Annotated in this window: 26 protein-coding genes and 1 pseudogene; 15 read left to right on the top strand and 12 right to left on the bottom strand. The window is 53.6% G+C overall.

Features of this window, described 5'->3' with window-relative positions; all coding sequences use genetic code 11:
• Position 1: 1 nt before the first annotated feature.
• The 3 genes from astE (at position 2) to ves (ending at position 2642) form a co-directional block, all read left to right on the top strand.
• Positions 2-967, top strand: a complete 966-nt coding sequence (astE, locus tag APU11_RS10050; RefSeq protein ID WP_058651485.1) for a succinylglutamate desuccinylase — start codon at positions 2-4, stop codon at positions 965-967.
• Between the two features lie 337 nt (positions 968-1304).
• The gene (gene spy / locus APU11_RS10045; RefSeq protein WP_014831529.1) at positions 1305-1796 is read left to right on the top strand and encodes an ATP-independent periplasmic protein-refolding chaperone Spy; all 492 of its coding nucleotides are present in this window, start codon (positions 1305-1307) and stop codon (positions 1794-1796) included.
• 288 nt (positions 1797-2084) lie between these two features.
• On the top strand, positions 2085-2642 hold the full coding sequence (gene ves / locus APU11_RS10040; protein WP_013097026.1) for an environmental stress-induced protein Ves: 558 nt from the start codon (positions 2085-2087) through the stop codon (positions 2640-2642).
• Here ves and cho read toward each other — a convergent pair.
• Both cho and nadE read right to left on the bottom strand, forming a co-directional pair.
• Positions 2620-3498, bottom strand: coding sequence for an excinuclease Cho (gene cho, locus APU11_RS10035; RefSeq protein ID WP_013097025.1), 879 nt, complete (start codon positions 3496-3498; stop codon positions 2620-2622). The genes ves and cho overlap by 23 nt on opposite strands.
• A gap of 149 nt (positions 3499-3647) precedes the next feature.
• Positions 3648-4475 carry an ammonia-dependent NAD(+) synthetase gene (gene nadE / locus APU11_RS10030; protein WP_013097024.1) on the bottom strand — a complete coding sequence of 276 codons (828 nt, stop codon included), beginning with the start codon at positions 4473-4475 and terminating at the stop codon, positions 3648-3650.
• 232 nt (positions 4476-4707) lie between these two features.
• Here nadE and osmE point away from each other — a divergent pair, with 232 nt between their 5' ends.
• The 7 genes from osmE to chbG all read left to right on the top strand — a co-directional run bounded on the left by osmE (position 4708) and on the right by chbG (position 10560).
• Positions 4708-5052: an osmotically-inducible lipoprotein OsmE gene (gene osmE, locus APU11_RS10025; RefSeq protein WP_003857836.1), complete on the top strand. Its 345-nt coding sequence runs from the start codon at positions 4708-4710 to the stop codon at positions 5050-5052.
• A 281-nt stretch (positions 5053-5333) separates the two neighbouring features.
• Positions 5334-5651 carry a PTS N,N'-diacetylchitobiose transporter subunit IIB gene (gene chbB / locus APU11_RS10020; RefSeq protein ID WP_013097023.1) on the top strand — a complete coding sequence of 106 codons (318 nt, stop codon included), beginning with the start codon at positions 5334-5336 and terminating at the stop codon, positions 5649-5651.
• Positions 5652-5730: 79 nt separating this feature from the next.
• Positions 5731-7089, top strand: coding sequence for a PTS N,N'-diacetylchitobiose transporter subunit IIC (gene chbC, locus APU11_RS10015; protein ID WP_014831533.1), 1359 nt, complete (start codon positions 5731-5733; stop codon positions 7087-7089).
• Between the two features lie 48 nt (positions 7090-7137).
• Positions 7138-7485 carry a PTS N,N'-diacetylchitobiose transporter subunit IIA gene (chbA, locus tag APU11_RS10010; RefSeq protein ID WP_058651486.1) on the top strand — a complete coding sequence of 116 codons (348 nt, stop codon included), beginning with the start codon at positions 7138-7140 and terminating at the stop codon, positions 7483-7485.
• A 29-nt stretch (positions 7486-7514) separates the two neighbouring features.
• Complete coding sequence (chbR, locus tag APU11_RS10005; RefSeq protein WP_013097020.1) at positions 7515-8333, top strand: transcriptional regulator ChbR; 819 nt, start codon at positions 7515-7517, stop codon at positions 8331-8333.
• 110 nt (positions 8334-8443) lie between these two features.
• A complete protein-coding gene (locus tag APU11_RS10000; RefSeq protein WP_029882007.1) occupies positions 8444-9799 on the top strand; it encodes a 6-phospho-beta-glucosidase in 1356 nt (451 codons plus the stop codon).
• An 11-nt stretch (positions 9800-9810) separates the two neighbouring features.
• A complete protein-coding gene (chbG, locus tag APU11_RS09995; protein ID WP_058651487.1) occupies positions 9811-10560 on the top strand; it encodes a chitin disaccharide deacetylase in 750 nt (249 codons plus the stop codon).
• 89 nt (positions 10561-10649) lie between these two features.
• Here the strand turns inward: chbG and katE are convergent, their stop codons facing one another.
• The gene (katE, locus tag APU11_RS09990) at positions 10650-12899 is read right to left on the bottom strand and encodes a catalase HPII (protein ID WP_060578451.1); all 2250 of its coding nucleotides are present in this window, start codon (positions 12897-12899) and stop codon (positions 10650-10652) included.
• A gap of 188 nt (positions 12900-13087) precedes the next feature.
• Here katE and cedA point away from each other — a divergent pair, with 188 nt between their 5' ends.
• The gene (cedA, locus tag APU11_RS09985) at positions 13088-13336 is read left to right on the top strand and encodes a cell division activator CedA (protein ID WP_071829998.1); all 249 of its coding nucleotides are present in this window, start codon (positions 13088-13090) and stop codon (positions 13334-13336) included.
• A 53-nt stretch (positions 13337-13389) separates the two neighbouring features.
• On the opposite strand, the gene tcyP is transcribed toward cedA, so the two are convergent.
• The 4 genes and pseudogenes from tcyP to hxpB form a co-directional block, all read right to left on the bottom strand.
• Positions 13390-14781 (bottom strand): cystine/sulfocysteine:cation symporter, encoded by a 1392-nt coding sequence (gene tcyP, locus APU11_RS09980; protein ID WP_038419159.1) that lies wholly within the window; start codon positions 14779-14781, stop codon positions 13390-13392.
• A gap of 127 nt (positions 14782-14908) precedes the next feature.
• Complete coding sequence (locus APU11_RS09975) at positions 14909-15499, bottom strand: metal-dependent hydrolase (RefSeq protein ID WP_013097014.1); 591 nt, start codon at positions 15497-15499, stop codon at positions 14909-14911.
• A 93-nt stretch (positions 15500-15592) separates the two neighbouring features.
• Positions 15593-16354 (bottom strand): annotated as a pseudogene (gene kduD / locus APU11_RS09970) (2-dehydro-3-deoxy-D-gluconate 5-dehydrogenase KduD).
• Positions 16355-16483: 129 nt separating this feature from the next.
• Complete coding sequence (hxpB, locus tag APU11_RS09965) at positions 16484-17155, bottom strand: hexitol phosphatase HxpB (RefSeq protein WP_013097012.1); 672 nt, start codon at positions 17153-17155, stop codon at positions 16484-16486.
• A gap of 148 nt (positions 17156-17303) precedes the next feature.
• Between hxpB and APU11_RS09960 the strand changes: the two genes are divergently transcribed.
• The gene (locus tag APU11_RS09960) at positions 17304-17840 is read left to right on the top strand and encodes a YniB family protein (RefSeq protein WP_013097011.1); all 537 of its coding nucleotides are present in this window, start codon (positions 17304-17306) and stop codon (positions 17838-17840) included.
• Between the two features lie 33 nt (positions 17841-17873).
• Here APU11_RS09960 and APU11_RS09955 read toward each other — a convergent pair whose 3' ends face one another.
• The 3 genes from APU11_RS09955 to pfkB form a co-directional block, all read right to left on the bottom strand.
• Positions 17874-18734: a fructosamine kinase family protein gene (locus tag APU11_RS09955; RefSeq protein WP_013097010.1), complete on the bottom strand. Its 861-nt coding sequence runs from the start codon at positions 18732-18734 to the stop codon at positions 17874-17876.
• A gap of 105 nt (positions 18735-18839) precedes the next feature.
• Complete coding sequence (gene ghoS / locus APU11_RS09950) at positions 18840-19130, bottom strand: type V toxin-antitoxin system endoribonuclease antitoxin GhoS (RefSeq protein ID WP_013097009.1); 291 nt, start codon at positions 19128-19130, stop codon at positions 18840-18842.
• A 103-nt stretch (positions 19131-19233) separates the two neighbouring features.
• A complete protein-coding gene (pfkB, locus tag APU11_RS09945; RefSeq protein WP_020688369.1) occupies positions 19234-20166 on the bottom strand; it encodes a 6-phosphofructokinase II in 933 nt (310 codons plus the stop codon).
• A 295-nt stretch (positions 20167-20461) separates the two neighbouring features.
• On the opposite strand from pfkB, the gene APU11_RS09940 reads away from it, so the two are divergent.
• Both APU11_RS09940 and APU11_RS09935 read left to right on the top strand, forming a co-directional pair.
• Positions 20462-21220, top strand: coding sequence for a YdiY family protein (locus APU11_RS09940; RefSeq protein ID WP_013097007.1), 759 nt, complete (start codon positions 20462-20464; stop codon positions 21218-21220).
• A 261-nt stretch (positions 21221-21481) separates the two neighbouring features.
• On the top strand, positions 21482-21691 hold the full coding sequence (locus APU11_RS09935) for a hypothetical protein (RefSeq protein ID WP_023620708.1): 210 nt from the start codon (positions 21482-21484) through the stop codon (positions 21689-21691).
• A gap of 107 nt (positions 21692-21798) precedes the next feature.
• Here APU11_RS09935 and yniD read toward each other — a convergent pair whose 3' ends face one another.
• Together yniD and yncL are read right to left on the bottom strand one after the other, a co-directional pair.
• Positions 21799-21906, bottom strand: a complete 108-nt coding sequence (gene yniD / locus APU11_RS27945; protein ID WP_008500658.1) for a small membrane protein YniD — start codon at positions 21904-21906, stop codon at positions 21799-21801.
• A gap of 85 nt (positions 21907-21991) precedes the next feature.
• Positions 21992-22084 (bottom strand): stress response membrane protein YncL, encoded by a 93-nt coding sequence (gene yncL / locus APU11_RS26745; protein ID WP_023620707.1) that lies wholly within the window; start codon positions 22082-22084, stop codon positions 21992-21994.
• 306 nt (positions 22085-22390) lie between these two features.
• On the opposite strand from yncL, the gene thrS reads away from it, so the two are divergent.
• A complete protein-coding gene (gene thrS, locus APU11_RS09930) occupies positions 22391-24319 on the top strand; it encodes a threonine--tRNA ligase (RefSeq protein ID WP_013097005.1) in 1929 nt (642 codons plus the stop codon).
• Position 24320 lies beyond the last annotated feature (1 nt).

Genomic DNA, 24320 nt, shown 5'->3' with positions numbered 1-24320 from the left:
TATGGAAAATTTACTGGCGCTGACGCTGACTGACGAAACGCCCTCACAACGTGAGGGGGAGGGGCCCTCATTCCACTGGCGGTGGCTGGGGCGCGGTGTGCTTGAACTGACACCGAGCGCCAGGAGTGAACTGTCGCTTCTGCTCTCAACCGGCATTCACGGCAATGAAACGGCGCCCGTCGAGATTGTCGACCTGCTGCTGGGCGCGTTGTATAGCGGGGAGATCGCGCTGCACTGCCGTCTGCTGGTGGTTCTGGGAAACCCGCCTGCGCTGGCGCAAAACAAACGCTATCTGGTGAGCGACATCAACCGCATGTTCGGTGGTCGCTGGTCGCAATTCCCACAAAGTGATGAAACGGCACGGGCGCAGTGGCTGGAGCAGATCGTCACCTCCTTTTTCACCGACGCGGGGCCATTGCGCTGGCATCTCGATCTGCATACGGCGATCCGCGCCTCGTATCACGTACGTTTTGGCGTACTGCCGCAGCGTAATCAGCCCTGGGAGGAAGATTTTCTGAGTTGGCTGGGGGATGCGGGGCTGGAAGCGCTGGTCTTCCATCAGTCGCCGGGGGGGACCTTCACGCACTTTACCTGCGAACGCTTCGGCGCGCTGGCCTGCACGCTGGAGCTGGGAAAAGCGCTGCCGTTTGGGCAAAACGATCTTACGCGCTTTGCCCCGACGCATCTTGCGCTGCATGCGCTGCTGGGGGGGAAGGAGCCGGAGCACACCAGCCAGCCCGTCGAGTGTTATCGGGTTGTGCAGCAGATCACCCGCCGTAGCGAGGCTTTCCAGCTACATATGGCGGCCCACACGCTCAATTTTACGCCGTTTCGCAAGGGGGCATTACTGGCGGAGGACGGCGACGAGCGCTATGAGGTGCAGAAAACAACCGAATATGTGCTGTTCCCCAACCCGTCTGTGGCCTTTGGTCTGCGGGCCGGGCTGATGCTGGAAAAAGTGTCCTGATCGTGTCCCCTCCTGTCTGCGGGAGGGGAATATTAAAACTATATTCTTAGCGATTAAGGCGATCGCATTTTCTTTGCAGAATATTCCTGGATAATTGCTTTATTATTAAACGGCAGTTGGTTATACTTCTGCACAATCTCTTAATAATCAGCTTATTGCATATTTTAGTTGCAACTCTCCACGCTTTATCCTTATTTCCTCCATATTTGGCGAAAATTTGTTTTTTACACTTTCATTGTTTTACCGTTGCTCTGACTAATTGACGATAAACCCCGTAAAGTTAATCTCGTCAACACGGCATAGCGCCGAAGAATAACTGAAAGTAAGGAAATAAATTATGCGTAAGTTTACTGCACTGTTTGTTGCTTCTACCCTGGCTCTGGGCGCTACCAGCATGGCGTTCGCCGCAGATACCGCAACCACCACTGCCGCGCCTGCTGAAGGCAAAATGATGATGCATCACAAAGGCAAGCCGGGTATGCACGAGATGATGATGTTCAAAGATCTGAACCTGACGGATGCGCAGAAACAGCAGATCCGCGACATCATGAAAAGCCAGCGTGACCAGATGAAACGTCCTCCGTTGGAAGAGCGCCGCGCGATGCATGACATTATCGCCAGCGACAGCTTCGATAAGGCAAAAGCCGAAGCGCAGATCGACAAAATGGCTGAGCAGCATAAAGCCCGCATGCTGGCTCATATGGAAACCCAGAACAAGATCTACAACATTCTGACGCCGGAACAGAAAAAACAATTTAATGCCAATTTTGAGAAGCGTCTGACAGAACGTCCGGCAATGGAAGGTAAAATGCCAGCACCAACCGAATAAACGGTTCACTCTCTTAAGACCGCCGGGATCCTGTCTACAAAAGCGCAAATGCTGTGGACAGGACCGGCGGTTTTTTCTTTCTTACCCTCTTGTCTGCCGCAACAGGCGCGGTATTCTCCTGTCATCGCTTCAGAGAATTCATGACGTTAGATTTTTTATCAGCGTCCCGCTAAGGCTTGCCCGCTCTGCTGCCGATACTACGTCTGTAACTATTCAATCATAACAAACAAGACAGCAACGATAGCGATATCCTTGCCCTGGCGCTCGTTGCGCCATTCAGGAGTGGTGATGGAGTTCTTTGATATCCGTAAAATGCCGGTCAGTCTCTGGCGCAATGGTGCTGGTGAGACGCGCGAAATTTGTTGTTTTCCTCCCGCGACGCGCGATTTTTTCTGGCGTGCCAGCATTGCGACGATCGCCAGCAATGGCGAATTCTCCTCCTTTCCCGGTGTTGACCGGGTTATCACCCTGCTGGAAGGGGGGGAAGTGACGCTCGATGCCGGTCAGGCGTTTTGCCATACCCTGAAGCACCATCAGCCCTTTTGTTTTTCCGGCGACCAGCCGGTAAAAGCGCTGTTAAGCGACGGGCAGATGTCGATGGACTTCAACATCATGACCCGGCGGGATTGCTGCCAGGCGAAAGTGCGGGTGGCGGACCGCACCTTCACTACCTTTGGCTCACGCGGGGGTGTGGTCTTCGTCTTAAGCGGTGCGTGGCAGCTGGGGGATAAATTGCTGACAGCCGATCAGGGCGCGAGCTGGGAGGAGGGAACCCACACCCTGCGTTTGCTGGAATCGCACGGCAGGTTATTATTCAGCGAAATCAACTGGCTGCCTGGTCATTAAGCACAATAACGTCAAACTCGCCGGTCAGCACGGGCTTACAGAGAATTTTGTAGCCATCATGGTCGAAGCCGGCGGGTGTGCGTAACAGGGTGGCGGCCTCCTGCAGATTATCGACCGCCCCCAGCCAGAACCAGTTATGAACAATGTGGTACTGTGTCATTGTCTCTCCCACCTCTTTTAGCGCAACGGCCCCTTCCCATGGCCAGCACTTCACGCTGATGGCCGCCAGCCCGCCAAGAAGCCGGGCGTGATGATCCTCGACGCTCTCTTTGCCGCAGCAGGCACCCGCACAGCGTTTGAGCGCAGAGCGGAAACAGGCGCGTCCACGAGTGGTGGCCTCCAGCCCCAGCAGGCTGTAGCAAAGCTGCTGCTCGTCCGCCAGCGTTTGCAGCGCCTGTAGCGCAGCACGTTTGTTGGCGAACAGGCCGTACAGATTCGGTGCGTGCGAAAAATCGACGTCGCGCGCATAGACAACCTGCGGTTTGCCCGCGGTTATCTGCAGCGAGCAGAGCTGACGATTGCGGCGCAGACGCTTATTAAACAAGGGCTGTTGCTCTTTGATCAGCCGGGCTTCCAGTAAGAGCGCTCCCATTTCCCCTGCCGTCGGATACCAGCTGATGCGTCGCGACTGGCGGAGCATGGCGGCTTCGTCCGGCGTGCGCAGATGGGACAGCACCCGGCTGCGAATATTCACGCTTTTGCCGATATAGAGCGGCAGAGTGTCGCTTTCGCCATGAAAGATGTACACGCCCGGCTGTTTAGGCAATTCCTCAAGCCAGGGGCGGAGATGTTCGGGATATTCATAGATAGCCGCCGCTTCAAACTCCAGACGCGGGGCAGATTGACGCCTGCTCACATACGACTCCATATACTGTTCAGCTATACAGTGTAGCAGGTGTGGGGTGGTTAAAAAAGAGCCGGGTCGCCTGATGCTCTCACCCCAACCCTCTCCCTCGGGAGAGGGCGCAAACACTAAAAACGGTAACCTGGGTTACCGTTTTGCTTTTATTTCTTCCAGAAATCGTCAAACACGGTAATGGGTGGGCGGCGTTTGTGCTCGGTTTTCAGATACCAGCCTTCGATAATCTTCGCGATACTCTCGTCCAGTTTCTTGCCTTCCAGATAATCATCGATGTTGTCATAGGTCACACCGAGCGCCGCTTCATCCGGCAGGGAAGGGCGATCGTCTTCCAGATCCGCCGTTGGCGCTTTCTTGTATAAATGCTCCGGGCAGCCCAGCGCAGCCAGCAACTGTTTACCCTGACGCTTGTTTAAACGGAAGATAGGGTTAATGTCGGTGCCCCCGTCGCCATATTTGGTGAAGAAACCGGTGATGGCTTCTGCCGCGTGATCGGTCCCGACAACCACGCCTTTGGTCATGCCTGCAATGCTGTACTGCGCTTTCATACGTTCGCGCGCTTTTTCATTGCCGCGCACAAAATCGCTCAGCTCAATGCCCGCTTCACGCAGCGCCTGCTCACTCGCCAGCACCGATCCTTTGATATTGACCGTCAGTACGCGGTCTGGCTGGATAAAGGCGATGGCATCCTGACAATCCTGTTCGTCTGCCTGCACGCCATACGGAAGACGCACGGCGATAAACTGCAGCGCTTCATCTCCCGTCTCTTCGCGCAGCTCTGAAATGGCCATCTGGCAGAGTTTGCCGGTCAGCGTCGAGTCCTGTCCGCCGCTGATGCCCAGTACCAGCGTTTTCAGAAACGAGTTCGTTTTTAAATAGGATTTTAAAAAATCAACGCTTCGGCGGATCTCTTCATTTGCATCTACCGCAGGCTTCGCGCCCAGCGCCTGAATAATCTCGTGTTGCAGAGCCATCACGCCCTCCATATGCAGACCATAAACAGAATGTGTTAACTGTTAAAACTAACCCTTCAGGCGTAAAACGACAAGGATCACAGTTTCGAGTGCGCTATTTTGCGGCGTTTTAGCAGCTTATCGTTGTTTTATTAGAATTTTCCGAAATTCGTCTGGCGTAACTCGCAAAGTTGAACAATAGTACTTTTTATCCCATGCTTAGATAACACGCTGATAAACAAGAGGACGGAATATGAACAAGAACGTAGCAGGAATTCTTAGCGCAGCGGCGGTACTGACTATGCTGGCAGGGTGTACGGCTTACGATCGCACCAAAGATCAGTTTACACAGCCGGTAGTGAAAGATGTCAAAAAAGGCATGACCCGTTCGCAGGTGGCTGCGATTGCCGGTAAGCCTTCGTCAGAAGTGACCATGATCCACGCGCGTGGTACCTGCCAGACCTATATCCTGGGTCAACGTGATGGTAAGGCAGAAACCTACTTTGTTGCTCTGGATGACACCGGTCACGTCATCAATTCCGGTTACCAGACCTGTGCGGAATACGATACCGATCCGCAGGCACCTAAGGCGCAGTAACCCTGCTTGCCTGAGGATGTTAACAAGCCGGCCTTTGGGCCGGTTTTTTTATGCATACGTAAATCTTATTTCTTTGCGCGAATTATTTGCCTGAAATGTGAAGGTAGTCAACAAGCCAGGTCAATGAGAGACAATTTAGGCCTGTGCAGAATTATCCCCCCTCTGTACCATTACGTATACTCACTCCAACGATAAACAACAGTCAGCACATTACCTGTCAGCCAGGAGAGCGAGTCGAGTGATAGCAAGACGGCAGGTAGTCATAAAAGAGGGAAATCATGATGGAAAAGAAACATATCTACCTGTTCTGCTCTGCAGGCATGTCAACGTCACTGCTGGTGTCGAAGATGCGTGCACAGGCCGAAAAGTATGAAGTGCCGGTGGTGATCGAAGCGTTCCCGGAAACGCTGGCGGGTGAAAAAGGCCAGACCGCAGATGTTATTTTACTGGGTCCGCAGATCGCTTACATGTTGCCAGAAATTCAACGTCTGTTACCGAATAAACCGGTCGAGGTAATCGATTCAGGGTTGTACGGTAAGATTGATGGTTTAGGTGTACTGAAAGCTGCTGTGGCAGCAATTAAAAAAGCTGCTAATTAATTTTTATTTTTCCCGTCAAAGAGTTATTTCACACACAATACGCCGCGACATACGTTGCGGCATTTAAGGGTATTTTCCTATGAGTAAAGTCATCGCTTCACTTGAAAAGGTACTCCTTCCTTTTGCTGTTAAAATAGGAAAGCAGCCTCACGTTAACGCCATCAAAAACGGCTTTATTAAATTAATGCCGTTGACGCTGGCCGGGGCAATGTTCGTTTTAATTAACAACGTTTTTCTGAGCTTTGGTGAAGGTTCCTTTTTTTATTCATTAGGAATTCGGTTAGACGCTTCAACCATTGAAACCCTTAACGGTTTTAAAGCCATCGGCGGCAACGTATATAACGGTACGTTGGGTATTATGTCGCTGATGGCGCCTTTCTTTATTGGGATGGCATTAGCCGAAGAACGTAAGGTGGATCCACTGGCCGCGGGGTTATTGTCCGTTGCCGCCTTTATGACCGTCACCCCATACAGCGTGGGTGAAGCTTATGCTGTGGGTGCCAACTGGCTGGGTGGGGCAAACATTATTTCCGGTATCGTTATCGGTCTGGTGGTTGCCGAGATGTTCACCTTTATTATCCGCCGCAACTGGGTAATTCGCCTGCCGGATAGCGTACCGGCCTCTGTTTCCCGTTCATTTTCCGCGTTGATTCCAGGCTTCATTATTCTCTCCATCATGGGGATTATTGCCTGGGCGCTCTCTCACTGGGGCACAAACTTCCACCAGATCATCATGGACTCTATCTCTACGCCGCTGGCGTCGATGGGTGGCGTGGTCGGTTGGGCGTACGTGATTTTCACCTCCCTGCTGTGGTTCTTCGGCGTACATGGTTCACTGGCACTGGCCGCGCTGGACAGCGGTATCATGACCCCATGGGCACTGGAAAACGTTGCACTTTATCAGCAGTACGGCTCCGTTGATGCGGCGCTGGCAGCCGGTAAAACCTTCCATGTGTGGGCGAAGCCGATGCTGGACTCTTATATCTTCCTGGGGGGTACCGGGGCGACGCTGGGTCTGATCATCGCGGTCTTTATTGTCTCTCGTCGCGCTGACCATCGTCAGGTTGCGAAGCTGGCGCTGCCGTCAGGCATCTTCCAGATTAACGAGCCGATTCTGTTTGGTCTGCCTATCATCATGAACCCGGTGATGTTCATTCCATTCGTCCTGATTCAGCCGCTGCTTGCGGGGATCACTCTGACGGCCTATTACCTGGGCATTATCCCGCCTGTTACCAACATTGCGCCGTGGACCATGCCGGCGGGGCTGGGGGCGTTCTTCAACACCAACGGTAGCGTCGCGGCCTTCCTGCTGGCGATATTCAACCTCGGGATTGCAACACTGCTCTACATGCCATTCGTGGCGATAGCCAACAAAGCCGCGACCGTGATTGATGAAGAAGAGAGCGAAGAGGATATCGCCCTCGCACTGAAATTCTAAATATTGCCTGGCGCGGGGTAACCCGCGCCAGCGAAAAGGAGCTTAAAGATGTTAGATTTGGATAGTATCGTAGCCGAAGACGCCGTAGAGAGCGATCTGGAAGAAGTGGTGATGGGGCTTATCATCAACTCCGGGCAAGCACGTAGCCTGGCGTATGCCGCCCTGAAGCAGGCCAAGCAGGGCGATTTTGCCGCCGCTAAGACCATGATGGATCAATCCCGTATCGCGCTGAATGAAGCGCACCTGGTGCAGACTAAGCTTATCGAAGGCGACCAGGGGGAAGGGAAGATGAAAGTCAGCCTGGTGCTGGTGCATGCACAGGATCACCTGATGACCTCGATGCTGGCACGCGAGCTGGTGGCAGAGTTAATTGAGCTTCACGAGAAGCTGCAGTAAGTCAGACTGAGTAGCAGGAGGTCAGCACGATGGAAATTAAAACCGCACTTGAACAGCAGCTGTTTAATGGCAAGAATTTTCACGTGGTTATTTACAACAAGACGGAGAGCGCCAGTGGTCTGCATCAGCATGACTACTACGAGTTCACGATTGTTCTGACCGGCCGCTACTATCAGGAGATTAACGGCAAGCGTGTCCTGCTGGAGCGCGGTGATTTTGTTTTCCTGCCGATGGGATCTTATCACCAGAGCTTTTACGAATTTGGGGCCACCCGTATTCTGAATGTTGGCGTCAGCAGACGTTTCTTTGAGAAACACTATCTGCCGCTGGTGCCGTTCTGCTTTGTGGCGTCACAGGTCTATCGCGTGAAAAACGAATTTATGACCTGGATCGAAACGGTGATCGCCTCGCTCAACTTCCGCGACAATGAGTTCGATGAATTTATTGAAACCGTGACGTTCTATGTGATGAACCGCCTTCGCCATCACCGCGAAGAGCAGCAGGTGAGCGACGACATTCCGCAATGGCTGCGCAGTACCGTCGAGTTGATGCACGACAAAGGGCAGTTCAGCGAGAATGCTCTGGAAAATATGGTGTCACTGTCCGGAAAATCCCAGGAATACCTGACCCGGGCGACACAGCGTTATTATCGTAAAACACCCGTGCAAATTATTAATGAAATCCGCATTAATTTTGCCAAAAAACAGCTGGAAATTACCAACTACTCTGTCACCGATATTGCTTATGAGTCCGGTTACAGTAGCCCCAGCCTGTTTATTAAAACCTTTAAGAAATTTACCTCATTCACACCAAACAGTTACCGGAAGAATTTGACGGTAATTAATTAGTGCCTGGCGAGTTTATTCGCCACGAATATTGACTTGATTGCTTGCCCAAATAGCGGGAAGAGTCCGCTATACCTTGCAGGCGATTAACCTGATACGCTAAGGGAGATGTTATGCAAAAGAAATTAAAAGTCGTGACCATTGGCGGCGGCAGCAGCTATACCCCGGAATTACTGGAAGGTTTCCTGAAACGTTATCATGAATTACCGGTCAGTGAATTATGGCTGGTGGATGTTGAAGAAGGGCAGGAAAAGCTAAATATTATTTTTGACCTGTGCCAGCGGATGGTAGAAAAAGCCGGTGTGCCCTTAACCGTGCATAAAACCCTCGATCGTCGCCTGGCATTGCAGGACGCTGACTTCGTTACCACTCAGCTGCGCGTGGGCCAGCTCAAAGCGCGTGAACTGGACGAACGCATTCCGCTGAGCCACGGCTATCTGGGACAGGAAACCAACGGCGCGGGCGGCCTGTTTAAAGGTTTGCGCACCATCCCGGTCATTTTCGACATCATCAAAGATGTGCAGGCGATCTGCCCGAACGCATGGGTGATTAACTTTACCAACCCGGCCGGGATGGTCACCGAGGCGGTCTATCGCCATACCAACTTCAAGCGTTTTATCGGCGTCTGCAATATTCCGATTGGCATGAAGATGTTCATCCGCGACGTGCTGGAGCTGACCGACAACGACGATCTCTCTATTGATCTGTTCGGTCTCAACCACATGGTGTTCATCAGAGATGTGATAGTAAACGGCCAGTCTCGCTTTGCTGAACTGCTGGACGGCGTGGCTTCCGGCCGCCTGACCGCAGCATCCGTAAAAAATATCTTTGACCTGCCGTTCAGCGAAGGGCTCATCCGTTCCCTGAATCTGCTGCCATGCTCGTATCTGCTTTACTACTTCAAGCAGAAAGAGATGCTGGCCATCGAAATGGGCGAGTACTATAAAGGCGGTGCCCGCGCTCAGGTTGTGCAGAAAGTTGAAAAGCAGCTGTTTGATTTGTATAAAGATCCAAACCTGAACGTGAAGCCGAAAGAGCTTGAACAGCGCGGTGGAGCGTACTATTCCGACGCGGCGTGCGAAGTGATCAACGCCATTTACAATGACAAGCAGGCTGAGCACTACGTCAATGTGCCGCACCATGGCCATATCGACAATATCCCGGCCGACTGGGCCGTAGAGATGACCTGTATCCTGGGCCGTGAGGGGGCAAAACCGCATCCGCGTATTACCCACTTTGATGACAAAGTGATGGGGCTCATCCATACCATCAAAGGGTTTGAAGTGGCGGCCAGCAACGCTGCGCTGAGCGGTGAGTTGAATGACGTGCTGCTGGCGCTGAACCTCAGCCCGCTGGTGCATTCCGACCGCGATGCGGAAGGGCTGGCCAGCGAGATGATACTGGCGCATGAAAAATGGCTGCCAAACTTTGCCGCCACGGTTGAGAAGCTCAAGCATCAACACCGTTAAGAGGACGTGCGATGGAAAACCTGCTGATCGTCAATGCTGATGATTTTGGCCTGTCTAAGGGGCAAAACTACGGCATTGTTGAAGCCTGCCGACGGGGTGTGGTGACCTCGACCACCGCGCTGGTGAATGGAGAGGCGATAGAGCACGCGGCGCAGTTGAGCCGTGAAGCGCCTGAGCTGGGCGTGGGCATGCACTTTGTGTTGACGCTGGGGAGGCCGCTTTCAGCGATGCCGGGCCTGACGCGTGACGGGCAACTCGGGAAATGGATTTGGGAACTGGCGGAGCAGGACGCGCTGCCGCTCGAAGAGATTGCCCGCGAGCTGGACTGTCAGTACAACCGTTTTGTTGACCTCTTTGGTCGCGAACCAACCCATATCGACAGCCATCATCATGTGCATATGATCCCGGCGATTTTTCCGCTCGTTGCGGATTTTGCTCAGCGTAAAGGCGTGGCGATGCGTGTGGATCGTGACGTGCGCGGGTTGCCGGACTTTGCCGTGACCACATCGGAGGGGTTCAGCAGCGCATTTTACGGTGAGGAGATCGACGAAGCGCTGTTCCTGAAGGTGCTGGATGATTCCGCAGCCCGGGGGGAACGGTCGCTGGAGGTGATGGCGCATCCTGCGTTTGTCGATAACACCGTCCGTAAGAGCGCCTACTGCTGGCCGCGCCTGGCGGAGCTGGAGGTGCTGACGTCGCCGTCGCTGAAATACGCGATTGCCGAGCGCGGGTATCGGTTGGGGACTTTCGGGGATCTTTAAGACAAAGCCCAGTGGCGGCTTCGCCTTACCGGGCCTACAAAACCAGTCGAAATGTAGGCCGGGTAAGCGCAAGCGCCACCCGGCTTTTTTTACGCCGGTATCTGGTCAATCTTGCTGCTGCGCGACCAGACGCGGTGCGCGGCTAGCAGATCAAACAGCTTCGTCATAAACGCGTCGTCGACGTTATCGCCTTCCACAATCCCGTCTTCACCCTGATCGGCCACGTTCAGGCGTGCTTTAAACTGTCGCGCATCACCGGAAAGGGCGATCGGTTTCAGATGCTTATAGGCTTCAAGCAGATAATAGACCGCGTCACCGTTGCTCAGCAGGCTGGCAATATCGCCGCACGGCACAATCACCGCGTCCACTGTCAGGGATGGCGCACCGGCAAAGGTGGCGGCAACCGGCAGCACTGACCCGTCATCGGCAGTCACTTCACCCATTCGGGAGTAGAGCAATTTGGCGTGTACGCCTTTGGTTTTCAGCGCCTGCATGATCCCCAGCACGTCGCTGGCGCGAGTTTTGTCGTTAAGCAGGATCGCCACCACCCGGCCTTTAATCGAGCCTCCCGGCACCGCGTACAGGCTGAGCGCCGGATCTTTTTTCACCCCGTTGACCTCTTTTGGCGGGGCAAGATTGCGTTGCTCATCCGTCAGCGTAATGCCGAGGTTATCGGCCACGCTCTGGGCGAGTTGAATATCAATGTGTGCCAGCTGATCGACCACGCGCTCGCGGATGTAGGTCCGCACAACCTTGCTCAGTTCAAAGCTGAAGCCGCCGATAATATGCTGCTGCTCAATCGGTGTCTGGCTGTTCCAGAACAGGCGAGGGTGGGCGTAATACTCTCCAAATGACGGGCTGCGCTCGCGGATTTTGTTGCCGTCCACACGTTCCTGATACGACTCAAATCCACCCCGTATCGGGCCAGGAGGCGTTTCGCGCGGCCAGTTATCGTTGATGGAGTTCGGCTCATAGTTGGCCGGGTTGGTATCAATATCCTGACGATGCATCCCGTCGCGCTGGAAATTGTGGTACGGACAGGTGGGGAGGTTAATCGGAATTTCATGGAAGTTCGGCCCGCCGAGTCGGCTGATCTGCGTATCGGTGTAGGAGAACAGTCGCCCCTGCAGCAGCGGATCGTTGGTGAAATCCAGGCCCGGGACGATATGCCCGGGGTGGAAGGCCGCCTGTTCGTTCTCGGCAAAGAAGTTATCCGGGTTGCGGTTAAGCACCATTTTGCCCACCAGCTGAACCGGTACCAGCTCCTCGGGGATCAGTTTGGTCGGATCCAGCAGGTCAAAATCGAATTTGAATTCGTCCTCTTCCGGGATCAGCTGTAACCCCAGCTCATATTCCGGGAAGTCGCCCGCTTCAATGGATTCCCACAGCTCGCGGCGATGGAAGTCCGGATCGCGCCCGGTCAGCTTCTGGGCTTCATCCCACACCAGCGAGGCTTTCCCGGCGACCGGTTTCCAGTGGAAACGGACAAACGTCGCTTTGCCCTCGGCGTTGATCATCCGGAAGGTATGAATGCCAAACCCTTCCATGGTGCGATAGCTGCGCGGGATCCCGCGGTCAGACATCGCCCACATCACGTTGTGTAACGTCTCGGGTTGCAGGGAGACATAGTCCCAGAAGGTGTCATGCGCACTTTGTCCCTGCGGTATCGCCCAGTGGGGCTCCGGTTTTACCGCATGGACAAAGTCAGGAAATTTATGCGCATCCTGAATGAAAAAGACCGGGGTGTTATTGCCGACCAGGTCGAAGATACCCTCTTCGGTATAAAACTTGGTGGCAAAGCCGCGAATATCTCGCACGGTATCAGCCGAACCTGCGCCACCCTGCACGGTGGAAAAGCGCACAAACACGGGGGTGATCTTATCCGGGTCTGAAAGGAAGTCAGCTTTGGTGATTTCCTTCAGGCTCTTGTAGGGCTGGAAATAGCCGTGAGCGGCGGAACCGCGCGCGTGCACGATACGCTCCGGGATACGCTCATGGTCAAAGTGGGTAATTTTTTCCCGCAGGATGAAGTCTTCCAGCAGAGTCGGTCCGCGGGATCCCGCGCGCAGGGAATTCTGATCGTCAGCGATGCGCACCCCCTGATTGGTGGTCAACGCATAGCCTTCTCCGCCTTTGCGGTGTGGCTCGAGTGATTTTAGTTTCTCATTGCCGGTGTCCGGCGATTTCATACTACCGGGCGCGGTCGGCTGCTCGCCAGGGGCTGAGGGACCCGGTGAAGGGCGATGAGAGCCATCTTCAGGTGCAAGGGAGTCCATACCCGGCTGTGATTCTTCAGTGCCATGAATGGGTGATTGATGTGTGTTATCTTTGTTCGACATTGCACGCTTCTCCTTTATTCATTCCTAAAAAACCCTGTTAACTATAGAACAATGTACGGAAAGGGCAGGCGAACTCAGCTTTTTCAGACACCGCCTTAGTAAAAGAGGCGGTCCACCACACGCAAGACGCGACGCGTGGGGGCAGGATCGGCTATCATAGAAATTTCCTGCTTTCAGAATGTGCTTTAATGAACCAGTCGCTTATGAAACCTCTTCGTCAACAAAATCGCCAGGTTATTAGCTACGTGCCCCGTGTCGAACCCGCTCCCCCTGAACATGCGCTGAAGGTGGATGGCTATCGCGATGTCTGGCAGTTACGTGGCAAATATGTGGCCTTTGTGCTGATTGGCGAGCATTTCCGTCGTTCCCCGGTGTTTACCGTGCCGGAAGCGGCCCAGCGGTGGGCGGTACAAATTCGACAGGATGAAGAAGTTTGAAAAATAACACGTATAAAAAAACCGCCTGATGGCGGTTTTTTTATTTTCAATGATTAACGGTGCGCCAGCTCGGCGTCGTCTTCACTATCCAGGATGGCTTTGTCGGTCTGCTTCAGCCACTGGCTGGTCAGCGTACCGGCCGTCATTGAGCCGCTCACGTTCAGTGCGGTACGCCCCATGTCGATCAGCGGTTCAACGGAGATCAGCAGGGCCACCAGCGTCACCGGCAGGCCCAGCGCAGGCAGAACAATCAGCGCGGCGAAGGTAGCACCGCCGCCCACGCCCGCAACGCCTGCGGAGCTAATGGTGACAATACCGACCAGCGTAGCAATCCAGACCGGATCCAGCGGGTTGATCCCAACCGTTGGCGCAACCATCACGGCCAGCATCGCCGGGTAGAGACCCGCACACCCGTTCTGACCAATCGTGGCACCAAAGGAGGCCGAGAAGCTGGCGATAGACTCAGGTACACCCAGGCGACGAGTCTGCGCTTCGACGTTCAGCGGAATAGATGCGGCGCTGGAACGGCTGGTGAAGGCAAAGGTCAGCACAGGCCAGACTTTACGGAAGTATTTCAGCGGGCTTACGCCGTTCACACCCAGCAGGATGCCGTGTACGACAAACATAATGCCCAGACCCAGATAAGAGGCGACAACGAAGCTGCCCAGCTTAATGATGTCCTGCAGGTTAGAGCCAGCAACCACTTTGGTCATCAGTGCCAGAACACCGTAAGGGGTCAGTTGCATCACCAGACGAACCAGCTTCATCACCCAGCTTTGCAGGGTATCGATAGCGGTCAGCACGCGCTCGCCTTTCGGCGCATCGTCTTTCAGCAGCTTCAGTGCCGCCACGCCCAGGAAGGCAGCGAAAATCACCACGCTGATGATGGAAGTTGGGCTGGCGCCTGTCAGGTCAGCAAACGGGTTCTTCGGAATGAAGGAGAGCACCATCTGCGGCACCGTCAGGTCAGCGACTTTACCCACGTAGTTGGTCTGAATTGCGGTCAGACGCGCGGTTTCAGCGGTACCCTGAACCAGACCCTCGGCGGTCAGGCCGAACAGGTTGGTCACCAGCACCCCCACCAGCGCAGCAATCAGCGTGGTAAACAGCAGCGTACCAATGGTCAGGAAACTGATTTTACCCAACTGCGTAGCGTTATGCAGACGAGCAACAGCGCTCAGAATAGAGGCAAATACCAGCGGCATGACGATCATCTGCAGCAACTGGACATAGCCGTTACCGACAATATTGAACCACTGAATGGAGTCTTTCAGTATCGGGCTATCGGAGCCGTAGACGGCATGTAAGGCCAGGCCAAACACGACACCCATGACCAGACCCACCAGCACTTTCTTCGCCAGGCTCCACTGTTTGTGGCGCGCCTGGGCGAGAAGCAATAGCAATATAACGAACACGACAATGTTCGCGATGAGTGGAAAATTCATCCCCGTTCTCCTGATTTATTATGTGGCCGGTTTTTACCGGTCCTGTTGGCGCAAGGTTAGCAGAAGTGTGATGTCGCGCTTATATCCAAATGGAATGGGTTATGACAAATGCGATAATTTTGCTGGTTTACTGTTCAATCTGGTGATGAATAAAGCGATTGAACTGAAATTGCAGCGAATTGATCATCTGAGATGACCAGCGCACTGCACTGTTTTCGGGCAATGTCTGCGGCATCCAGACGGCATAGGCGAACAGAGCCATGCACAACACGCGCTCAAGCTGATTCCCTTTCTGGGGAACGAGAACAGGCAGGCGGAAACGCCAGCGGCAGGGCCACAGCAGCGGCACGCCAGCAGGCGTCAGCATATCGGCGAGAATATGACTCAAATAGCCCAGCACCATGCCCTGAATGGCATCGGCGGGCACTATCCAGCTTTCAGGTACTTTTAAATAGAACAGCGTCAGCAGGGCAAACACGGCCAGCAGGCTGTGCGTAAACCCGCGATGGCCAAACGCACGGGCGATAGGTTTTGAGATCCACTTCAGGCGTTGCCCAAGAAAAGATTTAGGATGGTCGATGTCGGGCAACAGGCAGGTCAGCACGGCAGAAGGAACAATATGCCACCAGTCCCCCTGTGCAAGCACGGGGGTAAGCTCAGCGTTTTTGGCAAATACTGCGCACGCAATGGAAAAAAGCAGGTGGCCTTCCGCCGTCATGATAAAACCCAGGAAACTGTCAATTCATACAGTATAGGGTTTTTATACAGTAGGCGAAAGAGGTGACGGTGTAACTCTTTGTCACAAAGCGGGTCAACGCGCCAGCCAGCCCCCGTCGACGGCCAGGGTATGGCCGTTCACGTAGTCTGAGGCGGCGGAGGCCAAAAACACCACCGGGCCCTGCAGATCTTCCGGTACGCCCCAACGCCCGGCAGGAATGCGGTCAAGGATTTCCTGGCTACGCTGCTCGTCATCACGCAGCTGCTGCGTATTATTAGTCGCCATGTAACCCGGTGCGATAGCGTTGACGTTAATACCATGCGCCGCCTACTCGTTCGCCAGCAGACGCGTGATCCCCAGCACGCCACTTTTTGAGGCGGTATAAGAGGGCACGCGGATACCACCCTGGAAGGAGAGCATTGAGGCGATGTTGATGATTTTCCCACCCTGACCTTGGGCGATAAACTGCTTTGCCACGGCCTGTGAGAGGAAAAAGACGGATTTCAGATTGAGGTCGATCACCTCATCCCAGTCCTTTTCCGTGAACGCCAGCGCATCTTCCCGGCGAATCGTTCCGGCGTTATTCACCAGAATATCGACGCGCCCCATCTCAGCGACGGCACGCTCCACAACGCCCTGAAGACTCGCCTGCTGGCCGAGGTCAGCCCGAATGGCCGTAAACCGTCTGCCGAGCGCCGTCACGATGGCCGCTGTTTGCTCAGGCGCTTTACGGTTGACGCCCACGATATCGCAGCCCGCCTGTGCCAGCGCGATGGCCATGCCTTGTCCCAGACCGGTATCGCATCCGGTGACGATGGCCACTTTTCCTGAAAGAGTAAAGGTATCCAGTATCATTCGCGCCTCAGAAGCAGGTGATTGTCGTTCTGAAACTTAGAATAGGAGTCGGGCGTGAGAAATGCAACTGAAATGGAACGGTGTTTTATTTTATTTTCAGGCAGCACGAGGCTGCCTGAAACAGAGCGTTTATTCGCCTCGCAGGTGTTGCACCGTCAGGTCAGCCAGGGAGTTTAGCTTCACGTCGGCAAGCGCAAAACGGGGATCGTGTCGGCCCTCTTCAGCAGGAACGACAATGGAACGCATCCGCGCAGCTTTTGAGGCCACCATGCCGTTAACGGAATCTTCCAGCGCCACGCAGGTTAGCGGATCAAGACCGAGCTTAGCGGCACAGTCCATATACACCTGGGGATGGGGCTTACTGTAGGGGAGCTTTTCCGCAGAGGCCAGCGCATCGAAACTGTCACGCAGCTCGAACATGGTGAGCACTTTTTCCAGCATGTGCAGCGGGGAGGCGGAGGCCAGTCCCACCTTCAGCCCCTGCGCCTTGCACAGGGCGACAGCTTCACGGACCCCCGGCAGCAGCGGCCTGGACTCTTCCACCAGCGCAATGGCGCGGCTGATAATGCGGGCGGTGACCTCATCGCGATCCGGGCCCACCCATGGCTGATGGGCATACCACAGGTCAACCACCATATCGATACGCAAGCCCAGCGTATCCGGAAGTTCATGGCGGCGGCTGATATCGACGCCGAGGCTGGCCATGACGTCCAGTTCAGCACGATCCCAGAGCGGTTCGGAATCGATCAGTAATCCATCCATGTCAAAAATAGCGGCAAGAATTTGGCGCGGTGTCGACATCACAACGTCTCCTTATTAAGGGTGTACGACAGACGATACGTGCTAAGTACAATCTGCAATTTAGCATATTGCCTTTAAAGATCGGGCGAAAATGACGGTCAGGAGGTAGACTTAGCCACAAATAACGCGTCTTTATGAAGAGGAACTGATGACGTACCAACAAGCTGGACGCATTGCTGTCTTAAAACGGGTTGCTGGCTGGGTGATTTTTATTCCTGCCGTTATTTCTACGCTGATTTCTGTGCTCAAGTTTATGTACGATCACAGCGAAAAACAGCCGGGTATCAATGCGGTCATGCTTGATTTTGCGCATGTCATGATTGAGATGATGCGTTTTAACACGCCATTTTTGAATATCTTCTGGTTCAACTCGCCCACGCCGGACTTTCACCAGCAGCTGAATATCGGGTTTTGGGTGATTTATGCGCTGATTTTTATCGCCATGGCGTTACAGGCGTCAGGCGCACGCATGAGCCGTCAGACCCGTTTTTTACGTGAAGGGGTGGAAGACCAGATGATTCTGGAACAGGCCAAAGGCCCGGAAGGGATGACGCGTGAACAGATCGAGTCCCGCATCGTGGTGCCACGTCACTCTATCTTCCTGCAAATCTTTCCGCTCTATGTCCTGCCGGTGATCATTATTGTGGCGGGCTACTTCTTTTTCTCACTGCTCGGCTTTTTATAATCACAGGGTGGCCTGAGGCCACCCGTCCTGCCTTCACGCGGCCAGTACGCGCTCAAGCGCCCGCTGTGCGTTCACCAGATGCTCACCCCCAAACAGGATTGCGCGGTTCATCAGGGTATAAAGCTGATACACCGGCTGGCGGTCGAGGAAGCCCTGCGGTAAGGGGGAGATTGACTGATAGCCGTCATAAATTTGTGGCGGCTGCTCGGGGTGGAGGGGCAACATGGCGAGGTCGCACTCTCTGTCGCCCCAGTAGCAGGCCGGATCGTATATATAAGGCCCATTGGGGCCCAGCGCGCAGTTATCGGACCACAAATCGCCGTGCAGCAAAGAAGGCTGAGGCTGATGAGAGGCCAGGCGCTGCTGTATATGCTCGACGATGGCATCAATGTTGCCAAATTCGAGGCCTTTCTCGGCGGCGAGCTCAAGTTGCCAGCCGATACGCTGCTCGGCAAAAAAGGTTGACCAGCGGCGTTGCCAGGCATTCGGTTGTGGTGTGGTGGAGAGATCGTTATCAAAGTCGAGACCAAACTGCGGCTGGTCGCTCCATTGATGCAGGCGCGCTATCTGCTGTCCCAGAATAAACGCATTGTGGGCATCCAGCGGACGGGCAGGGAGATATTCCATCACCAGAAAGCTGTAGTCGCGGTCGCTGCCCACGGCCAGCACCTCCGGGACGGTGACCGTTTTGCTGCGCGACAACAGTTCCAGTTGATCGGCTTCGGCGGTGAAAATCGGGAGCAACTCTCGCTCGTCGCATTTTACGAAGAGATCGCGCCCTGAGTAGCGTATATGCCATGCGGCGTGGATCTCTCCGCCTGGCAGTTCGTTACGCAGTTCAATTTCACCTTCGCCCAGTTGTTCACGTAAAAGATGACTGATAGCCTGCCACATGATCTCTCTCCCATGTTGTCTGCCAGATCATAAAGTTAGCGCATAACTGCGGTAAAAAAATACGAACTAACGCACACCTGAGCGGTTTACCTTCATGCAGGGCACTTATTGTTCTTTTTTCTGCCAGGTTTCCCAGGTATCCACATCAATTTCGGCAGGTTTATCTGTCACGCTCTCAGCCAGGCTTTCCGCCAGCGCGCGGACCTCCTCTTCGCTGAGGGCGCTTATCAGGCCGAATGCCAGCGTGCCTAAATCATGAATATTGCCTTCTTCATCCGTCAGCGTGAGCAGGAAATTGGCCCGGGTAAAGGCGTTGTTAAGCTCATTCAGCTCGGTCAGCGACGCTTCATGAATGTTGACGGTAACGACGTAGCGGGTGATGTCACCACTGCTCATAATTCACCTCATTGTTATCATGAAAGTTTTCTTAGCATAGTCGATAGTGTGTGTTTGGCGACTTTGCACTGCATTTCCCCTTCAGCGCGAAGGGGAAAGCGGGTTAATTTCGGGACAGGTAATCGACAATTTTTTGCGTATCGGCCAGCGAACACAGCCGCGTTCCCTGGTTGATGGTTGCCGCGCTACCTGCCGCCACGCCGTAGCGTGTCATCTCTAACAGCGTCGCGCCCTGCGCCAGTTTTAGCGTCATTGCCCCAACCATGCTGTCGCCTGCACCTACGGTACTCTGGCTTTTCATCGGCGGCGGGACAACCTGCACTGACCCCGTTTCATCCACGGCCAGCGCCCCCTGCGGGCCAAGAGAGACCACTACGCGCCGCGCTTTACCCGTGCGCACCAGCTCCTGGGCCGCGCTGCGCACATCATCTGGCTGAGTGAGTTCGCGGTTTACCAGCGCGCTCAGCTCTTTCTGGTTTGGTTTTACCAGCTCAAGATTGCCCGGCTCTAACGCTGCCTGCAACGCCTCGCCACTGCTGTCTACAATACAGCGGATGCCGCGCTGCTGTGCGGCCCGAATGAGCGCCGTCAGCTTTTCCGTACTGACACCGGGTGGCAGACTGCCGCTGATGACCAGCAGTGAACCGCTTTCAATCGTCAGCACTTTCTCTTCAAGCTGACGGAACTCATCGTCGCTCAGTCTGGCGCCTGGCATCACAAAGCGATATTGCTCTCCGCTGGACTCCACGTGCACGTGCAGATTTTGACGTGTCCAGTCTTTGGCCTCGACCGTCTCCACGGCGACCTGTTCATCTGCCAGCAGAGAGACGAGATGTTCGCCGGTGGCTCCGCCTGCGGGGAATATCGCCGTGGCTTTCCCACCGAGATGGGTGATGGCGCGTGCCACGTTGATCCCTCCGCCGCCGGGCTCAAACACCGGGGCACTGCAGCGGAGTTTACCTTCCGGGTAAATCTGCGGCGTGAGGGTGGCGGAATCGAGGGAAGGGGAGAGCGTCAGAGTGTAGATAGAAACCATCATTACCTCCTTTTAGCGTGGGTTCCTTTTAGTCTGGCACCATTTGGCAGGAAGGCAATGTAAATAACAGTATGATTTTCAATATGAATAATGACAAAGCGAAGGCTAAGCGATATATAAAATAAAACGCATTTTGGGATCGTTCTTATTCAAAAAATGAAATAAGAAAACATTGCTATGTTATTTGCGGCTTTTTATAATTTGTTACCTTTCTCTGGACGCCTTGTCATTGATCCTCAAGAAAGTTTCCGGGACCGTGTGGTCTCTTTTTCTGTTGTACGGACTCCTTAATAAAATGAAGCTTTTGAAGACAGTGCCCGCTGCACTGATGCTGGCGGGTGGCGTGTTTGCGGCTATGAGCGCAACCGCTGATGATTCCGTTTTTACTGTCATGGACGATCCCACCGCGGCGAAAAAACCTTTTGAAGGTAATTTGAACGCCGGGTACCTGGCGCAATCCGGTAACACGAAAAGCTCCTCTCTGACGGCGGATAGCACGTTGACCTGGTACGGTAACACCACCGCCTGGTCTCTGTGGGGAAACGCCAGCAACACCTCCGCTAACGATGAACGCTCCTCCGAGAAATACGCGGTAGGTGGACGTAGCCGTTACAACATGACTGACTATGACTACCTGTTTGGCCAGGCAAGCTGGCTGACTGACCGCTACAACGGCTATCGTCAACGCGATGTGTTCACCGCAGGTTATGGTCGTCAGTTCCTGAACGGTCCGGTTCATAGCTTCCGCTTCGAATTCGGTCCGGGTGTCCGTTATGACGAGTTCACCGACGGCGATACCAAAACGCAACCGCTCGGCTATGCGTCTGGCACCTACGCCTGGCAGATGACCGACAACACGAAGTTCACCCAGGGTGTTTCTGTGTTTGGCGCCGAGGACACAACGCTGAACTCTGAGACAGCGCTGAATGTGGACATCAACGAACACTTTGGCCTGAAAGTGGCCTATAACGTGACCTGGAACTCTTCGCCTCCAGAGACTGCGCCGGATCATACCGACCGCAGAACCACCGTTTCACTGGGCTATAAGATGTAATGCAGACGGGCCGATTATTTCGGCCCGTTTTTTATTTTCAGAAACTGTGCTGTTTTATATTAAACGCCGTTTTAAAATAATTGGTCCTCAAAAATCTTCTTAATTTCTTCATAATTCATCCTGGCCAGACCGCATTCTGTTTATTTGACACAAATTGACAATAACCAGGCGAGGCAAAAGGATGAACCAGCGTTATACTCAATACACAGGCATTTATTTGCCTTGAGAAGTATTGCATGTCTTCAGAAAGAGAATAATAGTATGAAAAAAATCAAAAATACTGCTGCAGCCATGGTGCTTTCTGCACTTTCGTTTGGTGTATTCGCTGCAGATGATGCCAGTCAGGTTGGAATGACTCACGCTTCTGACGTTGAAGCCGGGTCAAACATCGCGCCGGGCGCGCCGTCTACCGGTCAATCAATGAATGACGCGTTTGATGTACATAAACTGGTAGCAGGTGAATGGTCCTGACAGGTAATTGTGTACGCCATTATTCCACCTGTATTTCGCCTTGACGAAAAACAGGTGGAATATCGATAACGTGTTTTATTCTGTACGCCGTTGCGTCAAATTCCCGCTTAGCCCCAAATCATCGCCGCCCAACGCAATAGCAGCATTGCACCGCAGATGGCAATTAAGACCAGCACCATTTTCCAGTGTTTGACGGCAAATCGTTTTGTTGGCATAACCTAATCCTTGTCTGTTGATGCCTTCAGTCTATCAAAATACGCGCTGTCGGGGACAGAAGGTTATGCCACATCATCGGTTGGGCTAGAACCAATGAAATCTCTCGGCAAGGATCAACGCTAAACCGGCAGCAGAAAGTATATTCAATATCACTACGGTTCTACTGGATACATTCATGTGATGCCTCATGGCTGTGTCAGGACCTGTTCAAGAATAGCTCAACAATCGGGTATTGCGAGCTCTGGCAGGCGATCGTGCCCTCATACGTTCAAACTGGTCGCAGAGGGTGCATACGCCCTGTCATTAGTGTTACCATTAGAAAGCCTGCCGTAAACCGGCATTATTCTGATTTTGGCAGGTGCAGGATGACGAGCCAATTTGACGATTGTTGGTCAGATGGTGTCGTAATCTCTTGTTAAACTATGATTATTTTCTTTGTATATGCTCTTATGTGTGGGGCATCACTGCAAATAAGGATATAAAATGCCTGTAATTACTCTTCCTGATGGCAGCCAACGCCATTTCGACCACGCCGTTAGCCCAATGGATGTTGCCCTGGACATCGGTCCTGGACTCGCGAAAGCGACCATCGCGGGCCGTGTGAACGGTGAGCTGGTTGATGCATCCGATCTGATCGAAAACGACGCGCAACTCTCTATCATCACCGCAAAAGATGAAGAAGGTCTGGAGATCATTCGTCACTCCTGTGCGCACCTGTTAGGTCATGCCATCAAACAGCTGTGGCCAAACACCAAAATGGCGATCGGCCCGGTTATCGACAACGGCTTCTACTACGACGTTGACCTTGACCACACCCTGACCCAGGAAGATATCGACGCGCTCGAGAAACGTATGCACGAGCTCGCCGAAACCAACTATGACGTCATTAAGAAGAAAGTCAGCTGGCACGAAGCGCGTGAAACCTTCGTGAAGCGTGGCGAGAGCTATAAAGTCTCTATTCTTGATGAGAACATTGCTCATGATGACAAGCCTGGCTTGTATCATCACCAGGAATACATCGACATGTGCCGCGGGCCGCACGTGCCGAACATGCGCTTCTGCCATCACTTCAAACTGATGAAAATTGCTGGCGCCTACTGGCGTGGCGATAGCAACAACAAGATGTTGCAGCGTATTTATGGTACCGCGTGGGCAGATAAAAAAGCCCTGAACGCCTACCTGCAGCGCCTGGAAGAGGCGGCAAAGCGTGACCACCGTAAAATCGGTAAACAGCTTGACCTGTACCATATGCAGGAAGAAGCACCGGGTATGGTCTTCTGGCATAACGACGGCTGGACTATTTTCCGTGAACTGGAAACCTTCGTGCGTTCCAAGCTGAAAGAGTACCAGTATCAGGAAGTGAAAGGTCCGTTCATGATGGACCGTGTGCTGTGGGAAAAAACCGGCCACTGGGACAACTACAAAGATGCGATGTTCACCACCTCTTCTGAGAACCGTGAATACTGCATCAAGCCAATGAACTGCCCGGGCCACGTTCAGATCTTTAACCAGGGTCTGAAATCTTACCGCGATCTGCCGCTGCGTATGGCAGAGTTCGGTAGCTGCCACCGTAACGAGCCATCAGGTGCGCTGCACGGTCTGATGCGTGTTCGTGGCTTTACGCAGGATGATGCGCATATCTTCTGTACTGAAGATCAGGTACGTGATGAAGTTAACGCCTGTATTCGTATGGTCTACGATATGTACAGTACCTTTGGCTTCGAGAAGATCGTGGTCAAACTCTCAACGCGTCCGGAAAAACGTATCGGTAGCGATGAGACCTGGGATCGTGCAGAAGCGGATCTCGCCGTGGCGCTGGAAGAGAACGGAATTCCGTTTGAATACCAGCTGGGTGAGGGCGCCTTCTATGGTCCGAAAATTGAATTTACCCTGTATGACTGTCTCGACAGAGCTTGGCAGTGCGGCACAGTACAGCTGGACTTCTCCCTGCCTCAGCGTTTAAGCGCCTCTTATGTTGGCGAAGACAACGAGCGTCAGGTCCCTGTAATGATTCACCGTGCTATTCTTGGTTCTCTGGAGCGCTTCATTGGCATCCTGACCGAAGAGTTCGCGGGCTTCTTCCCAACCTGGCTTGCGCCGGTGCAGGTAGTGGTCATGAACATTACCGATTCTCAGGCGGATTACGTTAAAGAATTGACGCAGAAACTACAAAATGCGGGCATTCGCGTAAAAGCAGACTTGAGAAATGAGAAGATTGGCTTTAAAATCCGCGAGCACACTTTACGTCGTGTCCCGTATATGTTGGTCTGTGGTGATAAAGAGGTGGAAGCAGGCAAAGTTGCCGTTCGCACCCGCCGTGGTAAAGACCTGGGCAGCCTGGACGTAAGTGAAGTGATTGAGAAGCTGCAACAAGAGATTCGCAGCCGCAGTCTTCAACAACTGGAGGAATAAG

Origin of the sequence: Enterobacter sp. 50793107 (assembly GCF_001463365.1) — a bacterium.
In the GTDB taxonomy this organism is placed as follows: Bacteria; Pseudomonadota; Gammaproteobacteria; order Enterobacterales; family Enterobacteriaceae; genus Enterobacter; species Enterobacter cloacae.
The sequence above is the reverse complement of the archived record's forward strand: the minus strand, read 5'-3'. Positions and strand labels throughout refer to the sequence as shown.